Annotated in this window: 11 protein-coding genes; 5 read left to right on the top strand and 6 right to left on the bottom strand. The window is 42.5% G+C overall.

Annotated features, from left to right (window positions below; all coding sequences use genetic code 11):
* Positions 1–9: 9 nt before the first annotated feature.
* The gene (locus FY557_RS16310) at positions 10–1,182 is read right to left on the bottom strand and encodes a carboxypeptidase-like regulatory domain-containing protein (protein ID WP_149248308.1); all 1,173 of its coding nucleotides are present in this window, start codon (positions 1,180–1,182) and stop codon (positions 10–12) included.
* A gap of 230 nt (positions 1,183–1,412) precedes the next feature.
* On the opposite strand from FY557_RS16310, the gene FY557_RS16305 reads away from it, so the two are divergent.
* The gene (locus FY557_RS16305; protein WP_149248307.1) at positions 1,413–1,682 is read left to right on the top strand and encodes a hypothetical protein; all 270 of its coding nucleotides are present in this window, start codon (positions 1,413–1,415) and stop codon (positions 1,680–1,682) included.
* Positions 1,683–1,732: 50 nt separating this feature from the next.
* On the opposite strand, the gene ygiD is transcribed toward FY557_RS16305, so the two are convergent.
* Together ygiD and FY557_RS16295 are read right to left on the bottom strand one after the other, a co-directional pair.
* Positions 1,733–2,560, bottom strand: a complete 828-nt coding sequence (gene ygiD, locus FY557_RS16300; RefSeq protein ID WP_149248306.1) for a 4,5-DOPA dioxygenase extradiol — start codon at positions 2,558–2,560, stop codon at positions 1,733–1,735.
* Positions 2,561–2,637: 77 nt separating this feature from the next.
* The gene (locus FY557_RS16295) at positions 2,638–3,150 is read right to left on the bottom strand and encodes a YceI family protein (RefSeq protein WP_149248305.1); all 513 of its coding nucleotides are present in this window, start codon (positions 3,148–3,150) and stop codon (positions 2,638–2,640) included.
* A 368-nt stretch (positions 3,151–3,518) separates the two neighbouring features.
* On the opposite strand from FY557_RS16295, the gene FY557_RS16290 reads away from it, so the two are divergent.
* The 3 genes from FY557_RS16290 (at position 3,519) to FY557_RS16280 (ending at position 7,956) form a co-directional block, all read left to right on the top strand.
* Entirely contained in the window at positions 3,519–5,660 is a 2,142-nt protein-coding gene (locus FY557_RS16290; RefSeq protein WP_149248304.1) for a S9 family peptidase, read from the top strand.
* Positions 5,661–5,672: 12 nt separating this feature from the next.
* The gene (locus tag FY557_RS16285; protein WP_149248303.1) at positions 5,673–6,740 is read left to right on the top strand and encodes an acyltransferase family protein; all 1,068 of its coding nucleotides are present in this window, start codon (positions 5,673–5,675) and stop codon (positions 6,738–6,740) included.
* A 190-nt stretch (positions 6,741–6,930) separates the two neighbouring features.
* Positions 6,931–7,956 (top strand): LLM class flavin-dependent oxidoreductase, encoded by a 1,026-nt coding sequence (locus tag FY557_RS16280; RefSeq protein WP_149248302.1) that lies wholly within the window; start codon positions 6,931–6,933, stop codon positions 7,954–7,956.
* A gap of 68 nt (positions 7,957–8,024) precedes the next feature.
* Here the strand turns inward: FY557_RS16280 and FY557_RS16275 are convergent, their stop codons facing one another.
* The 3 genes from FY557_RS16275 to FY557_RS16265 form a co-directional block, all read right to left on the bottom strand.
* On the bottom strand, positions 8,025–8,438 hold the full coding sequence (locus FY557_RS16275) for an STM3941 family protein (RefSeq protein WP_149248301.1): 414 nt from the start codon (positions 8,436–8,438) through the stop codon (positions 8,025–8,027).
* Positions 8,439–8,444: 6 nt separating this feature from the next.
* Positions 8,445–11,483, bottom strand: a complete 3,039-nt coding sequence (locus tag FY557_RS16270; RefSeq protein ID WP_149248300.1) for an AAA family ATPase — start codon at positions 11,481–11,483, stop codon at positions 8,445–8,447.
* A gap of 69 nt (positions 11,484–11,552) precedes the next feature.
* The gene (locus FY557_RS16265) at positions 11,553–12,764 is read right to left on the bottom strand and encodes an exonuclease SbcCD subunit D (RefSeq protein WP_149248299.1); all 1,212 of its coding nucleotides are present in this window, start codon (positions 12,762–12,764) and stop codon (positions 11,553–11,555) included.
* 81 nt (positions 12,765–12,845) lie between these two features.
* Here FY557_RS16265 and FY557_RS16260 point away from each other — a divergent pair, with 81 nt between their 5' ends.
* A complete protein-coding gene (locus tag FY557_RS16260; RefSeq protein ID WP_149248298.1) occupies positions 12,846–13,700 on the top strand; it encodes a hypothetical protein in 855 nt (284 codons plus the stop codon).
* Positions 13,701–13,714: the final 14 nt, after the last annotated feature.

Here is a 13,714-nt window from a genome sequence, read left to right as displayed (position 1 = left end):
AGCTGGTTTCTAATCCCCGGGCTGATAGTCCAGAGGCAGCATGTTTTCAATCTTGTTTTTGGTAAAATCACCTTCCGTGATCAGCAGGTCCGGGTTAGAAATGTTCCCATCTTTTGAAACTTCAAAAATTTCACCTTCCGGATGTAAGAAAGAAGAAAGCACAACGGGCACTTTGGTCTTTACAAATTCTTTTCCGTCCAGTTCGTAATAATACTTCTTGTAATTTACCTGAAGCATATCCTTAAACGTCAAAAGAACTTCCTGCCTATTCCTCTGGATATAGGCTGAATCCGGGATCTGGGTTTTCACGATGGCCAGAGCATGCGGTTTTTCATTGCTTTTCCGGCGGGAAATATCCCTAATGTTTTCGGGGATAATAAATTCTTTACCTTTCATCATGGAAGCCTGGGCAAAATCTTTTAAAATTTTCAGTTCTTCCTGAGTCGGATATTTCGGATTAGGAACTTTTACCACATGATTCACGATAAATGTATCTTCAGCGACAGTGTTGCGGTAGATGCTTCTTAAAAAGTGGAGCATGCTTCCGTCATAGGCATTCAGACGGTTAAGCTTCACTTTAGGAGTACTCTTGGTTTCCTTAAAAACACTGGTGCCGGTATAATTCACCATCCTGGAGTCAAAATCGGCGGAAAACCCTAATAGATTATATTCTATTTCGTAGCCGAGATTTTTATTTTCAATAATCAGGGTTTTCGGAGACTTTACCTGCAGCGTCCTGTTCTTTTTATCATAAGCAAATTTCAGGGACCGCTGGTTTTTTATTTTTACATTCTGCAGATCGGAGCCCAGAAAATTTTCAAGGAAATAGCCGATGTAGTTCCGGTAAGCTTCCTCTGTATAAGGAACCAGGACCACTTCTTCAATGTTATTGGTTTTAAGCAGGATGACTTTTAAATTTTTATCAACGGCTGCCGCCGCAGGACTTGTCAGGGTCTCATAGCTTTCTTTCTGAAAAACCAGGCTGCCGTTAGTGCCGGCGGAAAGAAATAAGGAAAAAGTTCCGTCTTCCTGTGAAACCGTCCTGATTTTCGTTCCGTCAATGTACACGTTCACCCCACTGATGGTTTTTCCGGCATCATTCAGGATTCTGCCGTGGATGATCTGTGCCGGTACAAAACAAATAGAAGCAAAGATGAGGAAAAGGGAGATTAATTTTTTCATGGTAAGCAATATTAGCAAATTTCCTCTAACCAAAAAAGAAGAGCGGAAATAAATGCGTATTTCTACGGAAGGTGAAAAAAGAGTAAATCTACGGTATAATATTTATAATAGGTGTCATACCTTTGACCTGTGATCACAACAAAAAAACTAATAGCCGGGAGCTGAAAACCATTTAAACGGGCGTTATCCGAAAAGCCATACGAGTAGGAAAAAAAACAAAATCAATCATCATGGAAACACAGGAATTATTAGGAGGGTGGACAAAGTACCACACCCTTACATCAGAAGATCAACAAGTATTCAACGAAGCAATGCGAGGATTTGTAGGCGTAAAATATACCCCGCAGGAAGTGTCTACGCAATTGGTAAACGGTACCAACTACCGTTTCAGATGCGATGCTTCCATGTCCGGACCTCAGCCAATGAACTGGGAAGCGATTGTGGAAATCTATGCTCCTATCGAAGGCCAGCCGCATGTAGTTTCTATTCAGAGAATCTAACGGCATCAGCTTAATCATGGTAAACCGGGAGTATACTTCCGGTTTTTTCTTTATCCGATCCGGACACTCGTCATGCTCAGCGAGCCGCCGATCAGTTCGTCATTGAATAAAGACAGGCTTTCGGACTGTGCTTTCAGTCCCAGTGTATAAATCAACGGTAAATAATGGTCTGGGGTAGGGACCGCATACTGCAGGGCAGTACCTTGCTTATGATAATCGATGATGGGCCGGAAATTCCCGTCCAGCAGCCATCGGTTGGTTTTTTCACGCGCTTCAATGGCCCAGTCCCAGCCCGCGCCGGACGTATTGATGTTCCGCCAGTCGATCAGCCGCAGGTTATGCACGATATTGCCGCTGCCCACGATTAATACCCCTTTTTCACGGAGCTTACTCAGCCGCCTGGCCAGATCAAAATGGTACTGCGGAGGTTTCGTATAATCGATGCTCATCTGGATCACAGGGATATCCGCATCCGGATACAGATGTTTAATCACCGACCAGGCACCGTGATCGAGACCCCAGCTGTGGTCTTCTTCAACGGAAACCGGAGCTAATAAAGCCGCCGTTTCTGCTGCCAGCTCAGGACTGCCCGGAGCAGGATATTCCACATCAAACAAGGACTGGGGAAACCCTCCGAAATCATGGATGGTCCGTGGCATATTCATTGCCGTTACTCTGGTTCCGTCCGTAAACCAATGGGCAGAGATACATAAGATGGCATTCGGCCTAGGAATTTCAGTAGCCGCTTTCCGGAAGCCCTGGACAAAAACGTTTTCTTCAATCGCATTCATCGGCGAACCGTGCCCCAGAAAAAGAACGGGCATCTTCTGCGTAGGATTGAAATGATCACTGATATTCTGAAGATCGTTGAGGTTCATATGGTTCCCATTTAGAAAAACAAAAGGTCCAAGGCATTTAAGAAATCCCTGAACCTTTTAAAATTAGGTTTGGAAAATTACGCCTGCTTTACAAACTGTAATTCTCCGGCGATTTTTACTTCTTCGCTTACCATTACACCGCCCGCTTCAAGCGCTGCATTCCAGCTAAGTCCGAAATCTTTTCTGTTGATTTTCCCTTCAAAAGAGAATCCTGCCTTCGTATTTCCCCAAGGATCAACATTGATTCCTCCGAAATCCACATCAAGCACCACCGGTTTTGTAATCCCGTTGATGGTAAGATTACCCGTTACTTCGTTGTTCAGGGCAGTAGATTCGAAAGTGATGGTAGGGTGGGCTTCCGTGTTGAAAAACTCCGCAGACTTTAAGTGGTTATCACGGTCTGTATTATTTGTAGAAATAGAATCCGTCTGGATGGTTGCCGTTGTTTTAGCATTGGCGAAAGTATCGTCTTCCGCTTCAATTTCCGCTGTGAAATCAGTAAAATTTCCTTTGATATTGGAAATCATCATGTGTTTTACTTTAAACGTAATTTCACTGTGCGCAGGGTCTAAATTCCATTTTGTTGCCATTGTATTAATATTTTTGTTGTTAATTATAATGCAAATGTATGCCTGATTGTTCCTTCAAACCATTGACGTAGGATAAGAAATCATATTTATCATCTCTTTTGTTTTCGGAAGCTGTTTCCCGCTATCCACTGTATCTTTTTTGTCGCGGCCTCCGCTTTGCTCCACCCGCAACAAAAAAGGATGCCGTTCCTATCGGGGCTAGGGGTGCGGTCCAGGATTAGCAATTATCAATCATTACCTGTTACCAATCATTCAAGTTACGTAATATTTCCCTTCCTGCTACAGTCTTTCTTTATGGGCGTTTTGATTTAACGTTTTCTTAACGATTGATATTTATTTCTTATTTTTGGAGGATTCAATTTTATACGATGAAACTATATAAATTATCTTTATGGATGGTGGTTTTGGGAAGCAACGCATTTGCTCAGACCCAGAAATTCACGATGGCAGAGGCAGTAAACGGATTGAGAACCAACCTGGCCGTTAAAAATATTTCCCAGTTTTCATGGTCTGCGGACGGAAAATCATACATTCAGGGGGTAAAAGGCGGTTATCTGATCACCGATCTGAAAACCAACAGGCAGGATACCTTGGTGTCTTTAAACCAACTGAATAGAAACCTGGCAGACAATAAATTCAAAGCCGTTCCGCCGATGAAATTCACCGGAACGAATCAGGGATATTTCAATTCGAACGGCAAAATGGTGTGGATGGAAAAATCAGGCAGCGATTGGAAAGCCAGAACGACCGTGGCTGTAGATGAAAATGCGGAGAATATGAAAGTATTCGGCGACAACAGGACCTTTGCATTTACTGTAAAGAATAATTTGTACGTAAACAGGAACGGAAAAACCATCGCAGTGACCAACGATTCCAACGAAAATATCCTGAACGGGGCGGCGAATGTTCACCGGAACGAATTCGGGATCGATACCGGAATCTTCCCGGCCCCGAATTCTGAAAGCTTGGCCTTTTACCGGATGGATCAGAGCATGGTTGCCGATTATCCGATCATCGACTGGTCCGTAACGCCGGCGGTTAACCACAACATCAAGTATCCGATGGCTGGTAAAACCTCGCACCAGGTAACGCTGGGCGTTTTCAACATCAAAAGCCAGAAGATCACCTTCCTGAATACCGAAGGGGAGAAAGACCAGTACCTGACGGCCGTTACCTGGAGCCCGGATTCAAGATACATTTTTGTCGGTGTCCTGAACAGAGGCCAGAACCATCTTAAAATGAACCAGTATGATGCCGCTACCGGAAACCTGATAAAAACCTTGTTTGAAGAAACCAGCGATAAATATGTGGAACCTCAGCATCCGCTCACCTTCTTCCCGAATTCCAATACGGATTTTATCTGGCAGAGCCAGAGAACGGGATACAACCATCTGTTTCACTACAGTTTAGAGAAAGGCCTGGTGGCCCAGATTACTAAAGGCGACTGGCTGGTGAATGAGATCTTAGGATTTAATGAAAAGAAAAAAGAAATCTATTTTACCTCTACCAAAGAGACGCCGCTTGAAAAACACCTTTACAGAATCAATTGGGTCAACTTCAAGATGCAAAGGCTGGACAAGGCCGAAGGCGTTCATTCCGGAGTGCTGAGCAGTGACGGGAATTACCTGTACGATGTATACAGCAATGCCGATACTCCGAGAGTAGCCAATATCATCAACACCAATACGCTGAAGACAAGCAATATCCTGATTTCGGAAAACCCGTTGAAAAATTACCAGCGTCCCGAAATTAAGAACATAAACCTGAAAGCAGACGACGGTACCCCTTTATACGGAAAAATCATCCTTCCGACCAATTTCGATCCTAATAAAAAATATCCGGTAATTGTGTACCTGTACAACGGGCCGCACCTGCAATTGATTACCAATACCTTCCCCGCATCCGGAAACCTTTGGTACGAATACATGGCGCAGAACGGATATATTATTTTTACCATGGACGGAAGAGGATCGGCCAACCGCGGCCTGAAATTTGAGCAGGCGGTTTTCAGAAACCTGGGAACCAACGAAATGAACGACCAGATGAAAGGGGTAGAGTACCTGAAGTCTTTGCCTTATGTAGATGCCGACAGAATGGGAATCCACGGGTGGAGCTTCGGAGGATTTATGACCACCAGCTTTATGCTACGCAAGCCCGATGTTTTCAAAGTGGGCGTTGCAGGAGGTCCGGTGATCGACTGGAGCATGTACGAGATCATGTACGGCGAAAGATATATGGATACACCACAGGAAAACCCACAGGGTTATGCGACGGCAAATCTTCTGGATAAAGTACAGAATCTGAAAGGGAAATTCCTGATGATCCATGGCGCACAGGATGATGTGGTAGTGTGGCAGCATTCCGTTAAATTCATCAAGTCCGCAGTAGACAACGGGATTCAGATGGATTATTTCGTTTATCCCGGCCATCCGCACAACGTAATCGGAAAGGACCGCGTACACCTGATGCAGAAAGTAACGGATTATTTTGATCAGTACCTGAAAAAATAAGTCCGGAATCTGATGAATTTCATAAAAACGAACAGGGTGCACTTTCATACGTTTGATTCGTTGAGGTTTCTGTCTTTTTTATTTGTTTTCCTGCACCATTCCCCAATTTCCCCAAATAGCTGGTTACACTATTTTTCTACGGAAGGGGGGATTGGTGTTTCTTTTTTCTTTGTGCTTAGCGGATTTCTCATCACCTACATTCTGATCATTGAGAAAATTAAACATCAAGGAAAAGTCCCGTTAAAGAAGTTTTTTAAAAGAAGAATATTAAGAATCTGGCCTTTGTATTATGCGATGGTCCTTTTTGCCATGGTTACACCATTGATTCTGAATTTCCTTAATCTTCCGTATTCTGATAAAGGGTATCACCCCAATTGGGTCCTGACGCTTACCTTTCTCGAAAATTATAAAGGTATGTTCGAACATCGGCTTCCGAATATTTCACCTCTCACGGTGATCTGGTCGCTTTGTGTTGAAGAACATTTCTACATCTTCTGGGGTCTGGTTTTTTATTTTATTTCCCTGAAGAATATTCCGAAGCTGTTGATAAGTTGTATCGTTTTTTCATTTATTATGCAGACGGTCTATGAAAAATACGGCATGAACACGGCTGATCTTTTTACCAACATCCATTATTTTGCTTTCGGAGCTGTTCCGGCTTATTTTTTTGTATTCAGGAATGATCTTATTGAAAAACTTGGACGCATTCAGGCGGTTTACAAATATATGTATGCCTTATTGGTGCTGGCGTTCATTTTAATAATAGCGAATACGACGTTCATTTCCGATCTGAAAATATCTTCCCTGTTGCTCAGTATTTTATTTTCGATATTGATCTTATTTACTTTAAGCAAGAAAAACCCGTTTAAGATTACCGATAAAAACATTTTAGCGTGGCTCGGAAAACACACGTACGGGCTGTATATGTTCCATACGATCTGCCTCGTCCTGTTTTCCAGAATTGGAATTTATGTGAAGCTGGATTGGATAATGATTACTTTATTGTCATTTATTTCTTCCATACTGATTTCCATACTGTCCTACCATCTCTTTGAAAAACAGTTTCTAAAGTTTAAATAACCTAGATTCAATTATTTAATATTTAAGTAATGTAATCGGGAAAAACTTCTGTCCTCCAGCATCTTTCTTCCTTTTAACCCGTATTCTGCTTCGGGTCCACATAAATAAATATTTTCCTTCTTCCATTCTTAACAAACATCAATGTTTCTCATGTTCCGTTGCCGTACCTTTGTACCATAAAATCAACAATATGGAATTAGGAATAGGAATGTTTGGCGATTTGTCATTCGACCAGACCACCGGAAAATATAGGGATGCAGGCATTAAGATCCGTGAAATCCTGGAGCAGGTAAAATTCATGGATGAAGTGGGGATCGATGTTTTTGCTATGGGCGAGCATCACCGTCCCGATTATGCCGTTTCATCACCGGAAATTGTTTTGGCCGCAGCGGCAAGCATCACGAAAAACATCAAATTAGCCAGCGGAGTTACCGTATTAAGTTCTTCCGAGCCGGTAAAAGTCTATGAAGATTTCGCAACGCTGGATTTAATTTCTGACGGGCGTGCCGAGATTTACGTAGGCCGTGGAAGCTTCATCGAGTCTTTTCCGCTGTACGGATATTCATTAAATGATTACGAAGAGCTTTTCAATGAAAAACTAGACCTTTTGCTGAAAATAAATGCAGAGAAAAATGTAACCTGGAAGGGGAAGCTCCGTGCACCGATGCAGAACCAGACCGTTTACCCGAGGGCAAAAAATGACGGAAAACTACCGATCTGGAGAGCTGTGGGCGGAACGCCGCAGTCGGTACTTCAGGCTGCCGAGCTGGGAATGCCTCTGGTAGTAGCAATCATCGGAGGAATGCCGGTACAGTTCAGGAACCTGATCGAATTTTACAAGCAGGAATATAAGAAAGCAGGCCACGATGTATCCCGGATGCAGATCGCGATCCATTCGCATACGTTTGTCAGCGATGATCCTGCCGTGATCGACGGGTATTTCCATACCTACAAAGCACAGATGGACCGGATCGGTTCTTCCAGAGGCTGGGCTCCCTTCTCAAAAATGCAGTATGAAGGCGGAAGAAGCAAAGACGGAGCACTGTTCATCGGAAGTCCGAAAGAAGTAGCTGATAAAATCGCCTACATGAAAGAAATTTTCGGCATCACCCGGTTTATCGGGCACATGGATGTCGGGGATCCGGCACATGACATCATGATGAGATCCATCGAACTCTTCGGTAAGGAAATAAAACCTTTAATACAGCATCTATAAACAGAACCTCCGCTGAAATTCAGCGGAGGTTTTATTTTATAGGCTGTCAAATCTGTCTTTCTGCTCATTCAGAAACGTTGCCAGTTTTTGCCGGACATTCCGTATGTATCGGGAAATGCACCGGTCTTTATTTTTGTTCCGGAAGTTTCCGAAAGATGTTGATCAATATCGAAAACCACTATGGTATTCAGGAAAAAGTTTTTGGTTCTGAAACCGATCACGCCACGCCAAGGGATGAACGTCGATTTGAAGAGACTCTTCATTTCAATTCCCTGATGGTCAATTTTCAGATAAGAGGAATTGGGAATCAGGTTGATGATAAAAACAAGAAGGCATAATCCAAAGAAGACCACCGTAAAAACAGCAAAAGACGTATTGGTTTCCCACAGTGAAATACCCAGGCACACAAAACCGGTACTGATGATAAAAAGTAAAATGCTTTTGCCTTTTCCGGGTTTTAAAATAATCGGTGAATTTTTCATAGGCCTTTAAACGATTTCAATTAAGCTTCCGTGTTCCTCATCCTTTGTAATATTGAGGGCCACCGGGATTTTTTCTTTCAGTTCCTCCACATGGGAGATGATGCCGACGATCCGGTTTTCTTTCCGGAGATTCATCAGGGTTTCAAAAACAATATTGACCGATTCCGAATCCTGGGTTCCGAAACCTTCATCAATGAAAAAGAAGTTTTTCTCTGCACTCGCATTGCTTTGAACGCTCTCCGCCAATGCCAGCGCGAGGCTTAAAGAAACCTGGAAAGCCTGGCCTCCGGACAATGTTTTTACGCTCCGGCTCCGGCCTTCATTCAGGTAATCAACAATTTCAAAATCATTGGAATCATTCAGCTGCAGGCTGAGCTGGTTCCGGGTCATCCGGTGAAAACGGATGTTGGCATGGTCGCAGAGCTGACGGAGGTAAATGGAAGATACATACTGCACAAATCCGGCCCCTTTAAAAAGACTGGTCATGATCTTCAGATTATCTGCCCGTTTCTGAAGCTGCGCCAGTTCTTTTAAAAGGTCTTCTTTTTTCTTAAATTCCTTTTCCAGCCTTTCAATTTCGGTAAGGGCTTTTACAACCGCGTCATTGGCCGTCTTTAATTCCTGTTCCTTTGTTTTAAACTGATCTTCAGCTGCTGAGAACTCCTCTTCATTAAAAGCGAAATCTTTCAGCTTATGTTCCAGTTCAAGAATGCTGTTTTTCAGGGTTTCAAACCGGATCCTGAACTGCTGAATGACCGCCCTAGCTTCCGGAACATTGATTTTCTGTAAAAGAATCTGTTGAATCTCTTCGATCTTCTCAAACTGATGTTCTGCCAGGGCTGTTTCAATCAGGTTTTTATTCAAGGAAATTTCCTGTTCCAATGCGGAAATTCTTTTTTCCGATTCATCGGCCATGGTTTTTTGCCGGGCCAGAGCAGGGGAAATCTCTTTTTCTTCCGAAGCGAATTGCAGGTAAAGCTGTTCCGTTTCAAGATTTGATTTTGAAAGTTGGGAATGGATCTCTTCGACACCTGCCATTTCCTGCTCCCGGTAATCCGTCCACCGCAGCATTTTCAGATTGGCTTCATTGGTCAGGATCTGCTCTTCTTTTTTTGCTTCGTCAATCCTGAATTTTTCAAGAGCCTTGTTGTATTGGTCCAGATGGGTCCTTTCTTTTTCCAGGTCTTTCTGTTGGGAAGCAATCAGTACATTCAGTTCCTCCATCTTTTTGTCAATGGCGAAAGATTCCTGTCTTTTTTCTTCAAACGCTTGCTGGCTTTCTGCATTAAATTCTTTCCAAATGAAGCTTTTCAGATGTTGATCAATAGTAATCCGAACCTGTTTTACGCTTTCCTCTTCCAGGTTCAGCTGTTCCTCGAAAATGCTCTTCCGGTCAAGGATTTTCTCAATTTCCGCCAATTGCCTCTGCCTGTTTTCCTGTCGGGTGGCAAGATCCAGGATTTTCTTTTGAATCTCTTCGAGTTCGGCATTTACATCATCAAATTCCACAATATGCGGATGTTCCAGAGCACCGCAGAGCGGACAGGATTCGCCGTCATGCAGTGTACCCGCAAAATGGGCCAGTTTCTGCTGCACTTCAAGCTGGCTGCGTCTTTCGGAAAAAGATTTTTTCCGGTTTTCCAATGCTTCGTATTCAGTTTGAAAATCATTTTTAAAAGTTTCAGTATTGAGATTAAAGGATTTCAGCTCATCGGAAACCCTTTTGATTTCTGCCTTTTTAGCCTCTGTTTTTTCAATCTGCTTTTGCAAAGCCTCTTCCAATTTCTTTTTCTCCAGGAACCAATTGCCGACCAAGACCAGAACATTTGAATCTAATTTCCGGGATCTTAAAACTTCGGATTCTTTCTGAAGCGTTTCTATATTCTGCCGGATCAGCTTCTGTCGTGCTTCCACCTTCTGTACTTCGTCATCTCCTTTCTGCGTTCTTGCTTTTAACATCTTGATTTCTTCCGAAAACTTAAGCATCTGCAGGATCAGCAGCAGGTCATTTTCCCGGATCCTCGATTGAGGCAGCACTTCATATTGCGGCTGAAGCACGGAAAGTTTATCTTGTACCTGCCTATAGCGGATTCCCGTTTCCTGCCATATTTTAAGCTGCTGTTCTTTAAGGCTTTTCTGTTCCGAAATTTCTTTTTCAAGCTTATTTTTTTCATTGAGCAAAGGCATAAAATTCCTGGAGACCCGGTCGAAGATTTCCGTCCTGTTTTCCAAAGCATCAATTTCCTCTTTCTGGCCGGTCAGTTTTTCAAAGTCTGATTTTTTCTGATGAAGCAGTTCAAAATCGGCTTTTAGATTTTTTAATCTTGCATATTTTTCTCCCGTTTCTTTAAAAGCCTGCTGTGCCTGTTCAAACTTTTTCTGTTCATTTTCAAGGTTTTCTTTCTGAAAAGCGATCTTATCTTCACTCACTTCTTCAAAACCTTTCAGGCGGCCTTCCAGATGATCGAGCTCCGACCTGTTTTTGGTATGTAAAGCCGAAACGTTGTTCTGCAGGTCAAAACGCTGAAGCCCGAAGATTTCCTTCATCATATTCGTACGCTCTGTGGCGCCCAGTTCCAGAAACTCCTTGAACTGACCCTGCGGAATAATAATGGTCCGTTTAAAATTCGCATAGCTCAGGCCGATCAGTTGTTCCGCATTGGAATGTTCCAACGGGATCCAGTTGTCATTTTTCCATTTATAAAAAGTAACGGACGGGGTTTTTACGTCCTCAAAATTTTTGGAATTCCGCTTGAATTCACGGGTTGCACGGAATTTCTTATTCTCAAAATTGATGAAATCGAATTCAATATAAGATCTGTTGGATTTCAGGTTCATCATATTGTAGGTACGCCTGTCGCGGGAATTCAGCCGTTCCGTTTCGCCGTACAGTGCAAAAGAGATGGCTTCGAGGATGGAAGATTTTCCTGAACCTACTGCCCCGAATATTCCGAACAGCCCCGCCTCCGTCAGGTTTTCAAAATCAATTTTCTGGCGTTCCCGGTAAGAATAAAGACCTTCTAAAGTAAGCTGAACTGGAATCATTTTCTGAATTTTAAATAAAACATTGTTATTGAATGCTCTCTGAGGAGATTAAAATAGTTTTTGAAAAAGCTAAGGCTGTGTGGAAGTAATTTCATGAAACAGCCGGATCAGTTCGTCATTCACTTCCTGTCCGCCGTTTTTTGATTTAAAATAATTTTTAAACAGGGTCTCCATATCGTGGCTGAGATTAATTTCACCCGGATGGTTCTCATCGGTTTCCAGGCTTTTCACTTTCGGGATCAGGTGAACAATCCCGCTGTGCGACTGGTAAAGCCATTTTCTTTCATCCGCCTTCAGAAAAGTTTCGCTTTCCAAAGTAAGCTCTACAAAAGTATCCTGGTTTTGGGTAAGCCAGTCTACGGTTTTCTCAATACAGTCGAAGCTTTTCCGCTCCAGGCATTTTCCTTTTTTCAGGGCGGTCCTCCCATAGGAAACAGGCCGGCCGGGTTCCGCGTCGATAAGAGCGACATACTTTGCCTGTCCCGCTTCGCTGAAACTGTAGCAAAGGGGAGAGGAAGAATAAACCACCGGCTTTTCCTCCGTTCCGATATTCTGGAAACGGTGGAGGTGCCCTAAGGCCGTATATTGAATCTGCGGCGGAATAATATCGGACAAAACCAGGTCTGCATTTCCAATTCTGATGGGCTTTTCACCTTCCGGCTCTTCCAGGATGGGCGCTCCTTTCTTATTCATATACAAATGGGTCATCAGCAGATTGACTCCGTTTTCGTCACAGAAATCATCCGCATTTTTTTTCCAGTGCCCGGCGAGGACTTTATTCAGCTCGGCTTCCTTGTTTTCTCCAAAGTACTGCTTCAGCCTTACTTCATTGGCATAAGGCGTATGGAGAATTCTTACCGGATAGGGCTTGTTTTTCAGTTCCAGTTCGATAAATCCCTCCGCAGATTTTGAAATTTTAAAATGTTCCAGTTCGAAACGGCTGATGACTGCTTTGGGATGACCGATCAGAATAATGCCGCATTCCCGGGCCAAAGGATCGGGCGCATCGATCAGGCTCGGTGAATCATGGTTTCCGGAGATAGCAATTACCGGACGTTTCCCGTTTAGGGAAAGACGCTTCAGGGTTTTATAAAAAAGTTCCACCGCTTCGACCCCGGGATTGAAATTATCAAAAAGGTCTCCGGCAATCAGAATCAGATCAGCGTTTTGTTCATCGGCAATCTGAATGATCTCGTCCATTACCGAAACCTGTTCTTCCAGTCTTGAAAAGCGGTCCAGGCGTTTGCCCAGATGCCAGTCGGCAGTATGCAGAATTTTCATAAGGTAAATGTAAAGAAGATAAATGAAAGGAGAGTGAATGTAAAAACATTATTATCACTATTTTTACAAAAAATAAATACCATGAAACACATACTAATAGTACTTGTTGTCTTGCTCTCCTTTTCGGTGAAAGCTCAAAATACTGAAAAACTTTCGAAAGAAATCAACGATGAAGGAATTGCCTTGTATCGCAGTGAAATGGCAAGCTGGAACGGCACGGATATTTTCATTGAAAATTATAAAAACCGTGAAAATATTGGCGGCTACTTTTCGTATCTGGATAAGGATATCCCGAAATGTATTTTTTTTTCTAAAGATGAAAAAGTGATCGGTACTATTTCCTTTCCTGCCAATTATAATCCGAAAGATGCAAAGCTTGATCTTAACGAAAGAGATTTTACGCTTCAGGAAACTGAATATTTTACTATACGGCAGAATGCTTTAAAAAAAATAAAGAATGATACGATCTTTACAGTGTATAAAGATACCAGTTTTAATATTGTTCCGCTGATCAGAAACAAAGTTAGTAAAGTCTATGTTTTAACGGGACATTCTGACGGGAATGTTGTTGTGTTTGGAAATGATTATCTGATTACATTTGACCATAATAATGAGGTGAAAAATGTTGAGAAACTTCATAACAGTATGATCGTTCAAAAAATCAATGATGAAAAGACCGGGCAGACGGTAAGTGGAGTACATAGTCATGTTATTGAAAACTGGCAGACTATTACGCCAACCGATATTTGTACATTAATGCTGTATCAGAATTTTACAGGATGGGAAGGTTATACAACGGTGTCTAAAAAATTTGTCAGCATTTGGAATTCGAACAATAATCTCGTGATTATGAAAACGGAAAATTTCAAAAGTATGTCAGAAAACATTCTTAAAAATAAAAAGGACAAATCTCAACCGGAAAAGGGAGAGCAGTAGATTTGGGTTTTATT

The sequence above is a fragment of the Chryseobacterium sp. SN22 genome, from assembly GCF_008329705.1.
Taxonomy (GTDB): Bacteria; Bacteroidota; Bacteroidia; order Flavobacteriales; family Weeksellaceae; genus Chryseobacterium.
The sequence above is the reverse complement of the archived record's forward strand: the minus strand, read 5'-3'. Positions and strand labels throughout refer to the sequence as shown.

Excerpts from the sequence above, each read along its gene's own strand:
- FY557_RS16310 (WP_149248308.1), bottom strand. The coding sequence starts at position 1,182 with ATGAAAAAATTAATCTCCCTTTTCCTCATCTTTGCTTCTATTTGTTTT.
- FY557_RS16305 (WP_149248307.1), top strand. The coding sequence starts at position 1,413 with ATGGAAACACAGGAATTATTAGGAGGGTGGACAAAGTACCACACCCTT.
- ygiD (WP_149248306.1), bottom strand. The coding sequence starts at position 2,560 with ATGAACCTCAACGATCTTCAGAATATCAGTGATCATTTCAATCCTACG.
- FY557_RS16295 (WP_149248305.1), bottom strand. The coding sequence starts at position 3,150 with ATGGCAACAAAATGGAATTTAGACCCTGCGCACAGTGAAATTACGTTT.
- FY557_RS16290 (WP_149248304.1), top strand. The coding sequence starts at position 3,519 with ATGAAACTATATAAATTATCTTTATGGATGGTGGTTTTGGGAAGCAAC.
- FY557_RS16285 (WP_149248303.1), top strand. The coding sequence starts at position 5,673 with ATGAATTTCATAAAAACGAACAGGGTGCACTTTCATACGTTTGATTCG.
- FY557_RS16280 (WP_149248302.1), top strand. The coding sequence starts at position 6,931 with ATGGAATTAGGAATAGGAATGTTTGGCGATTTGTCATTCGACCAGACC.
- FY557_RS16275 (WP_149248301.1), bottom strand. The coding sequence starts at position 8,438 with ATGAAAAATTCACCGATTATTTTAAAACCCGGAAAAGGCAAAAGCATT.
- FY557_RS16270 (WP_149248300.1), bottom strand. The coding sequence starts at position 11,483 with ATGATTCCAGTTCAGCTTACTTTAGAAGGTCTTTATTCTTACCGGGAA.
- FY557_RS16265 (WP_149248299.1), bottom strand. The coding sequence starts at position 12,764 with ATGAAAATTCTGCATACTGCCGACTGGCATCTGGGCAAACGCCTGGAC.
- FY557_RS16260 (WP_149248298.1), top strand. The coding sequence starts at position 12,846 with ATGAAACACATACTAATAGTACTTGTTGTCTTGCTCTCCTTTTCGGTG.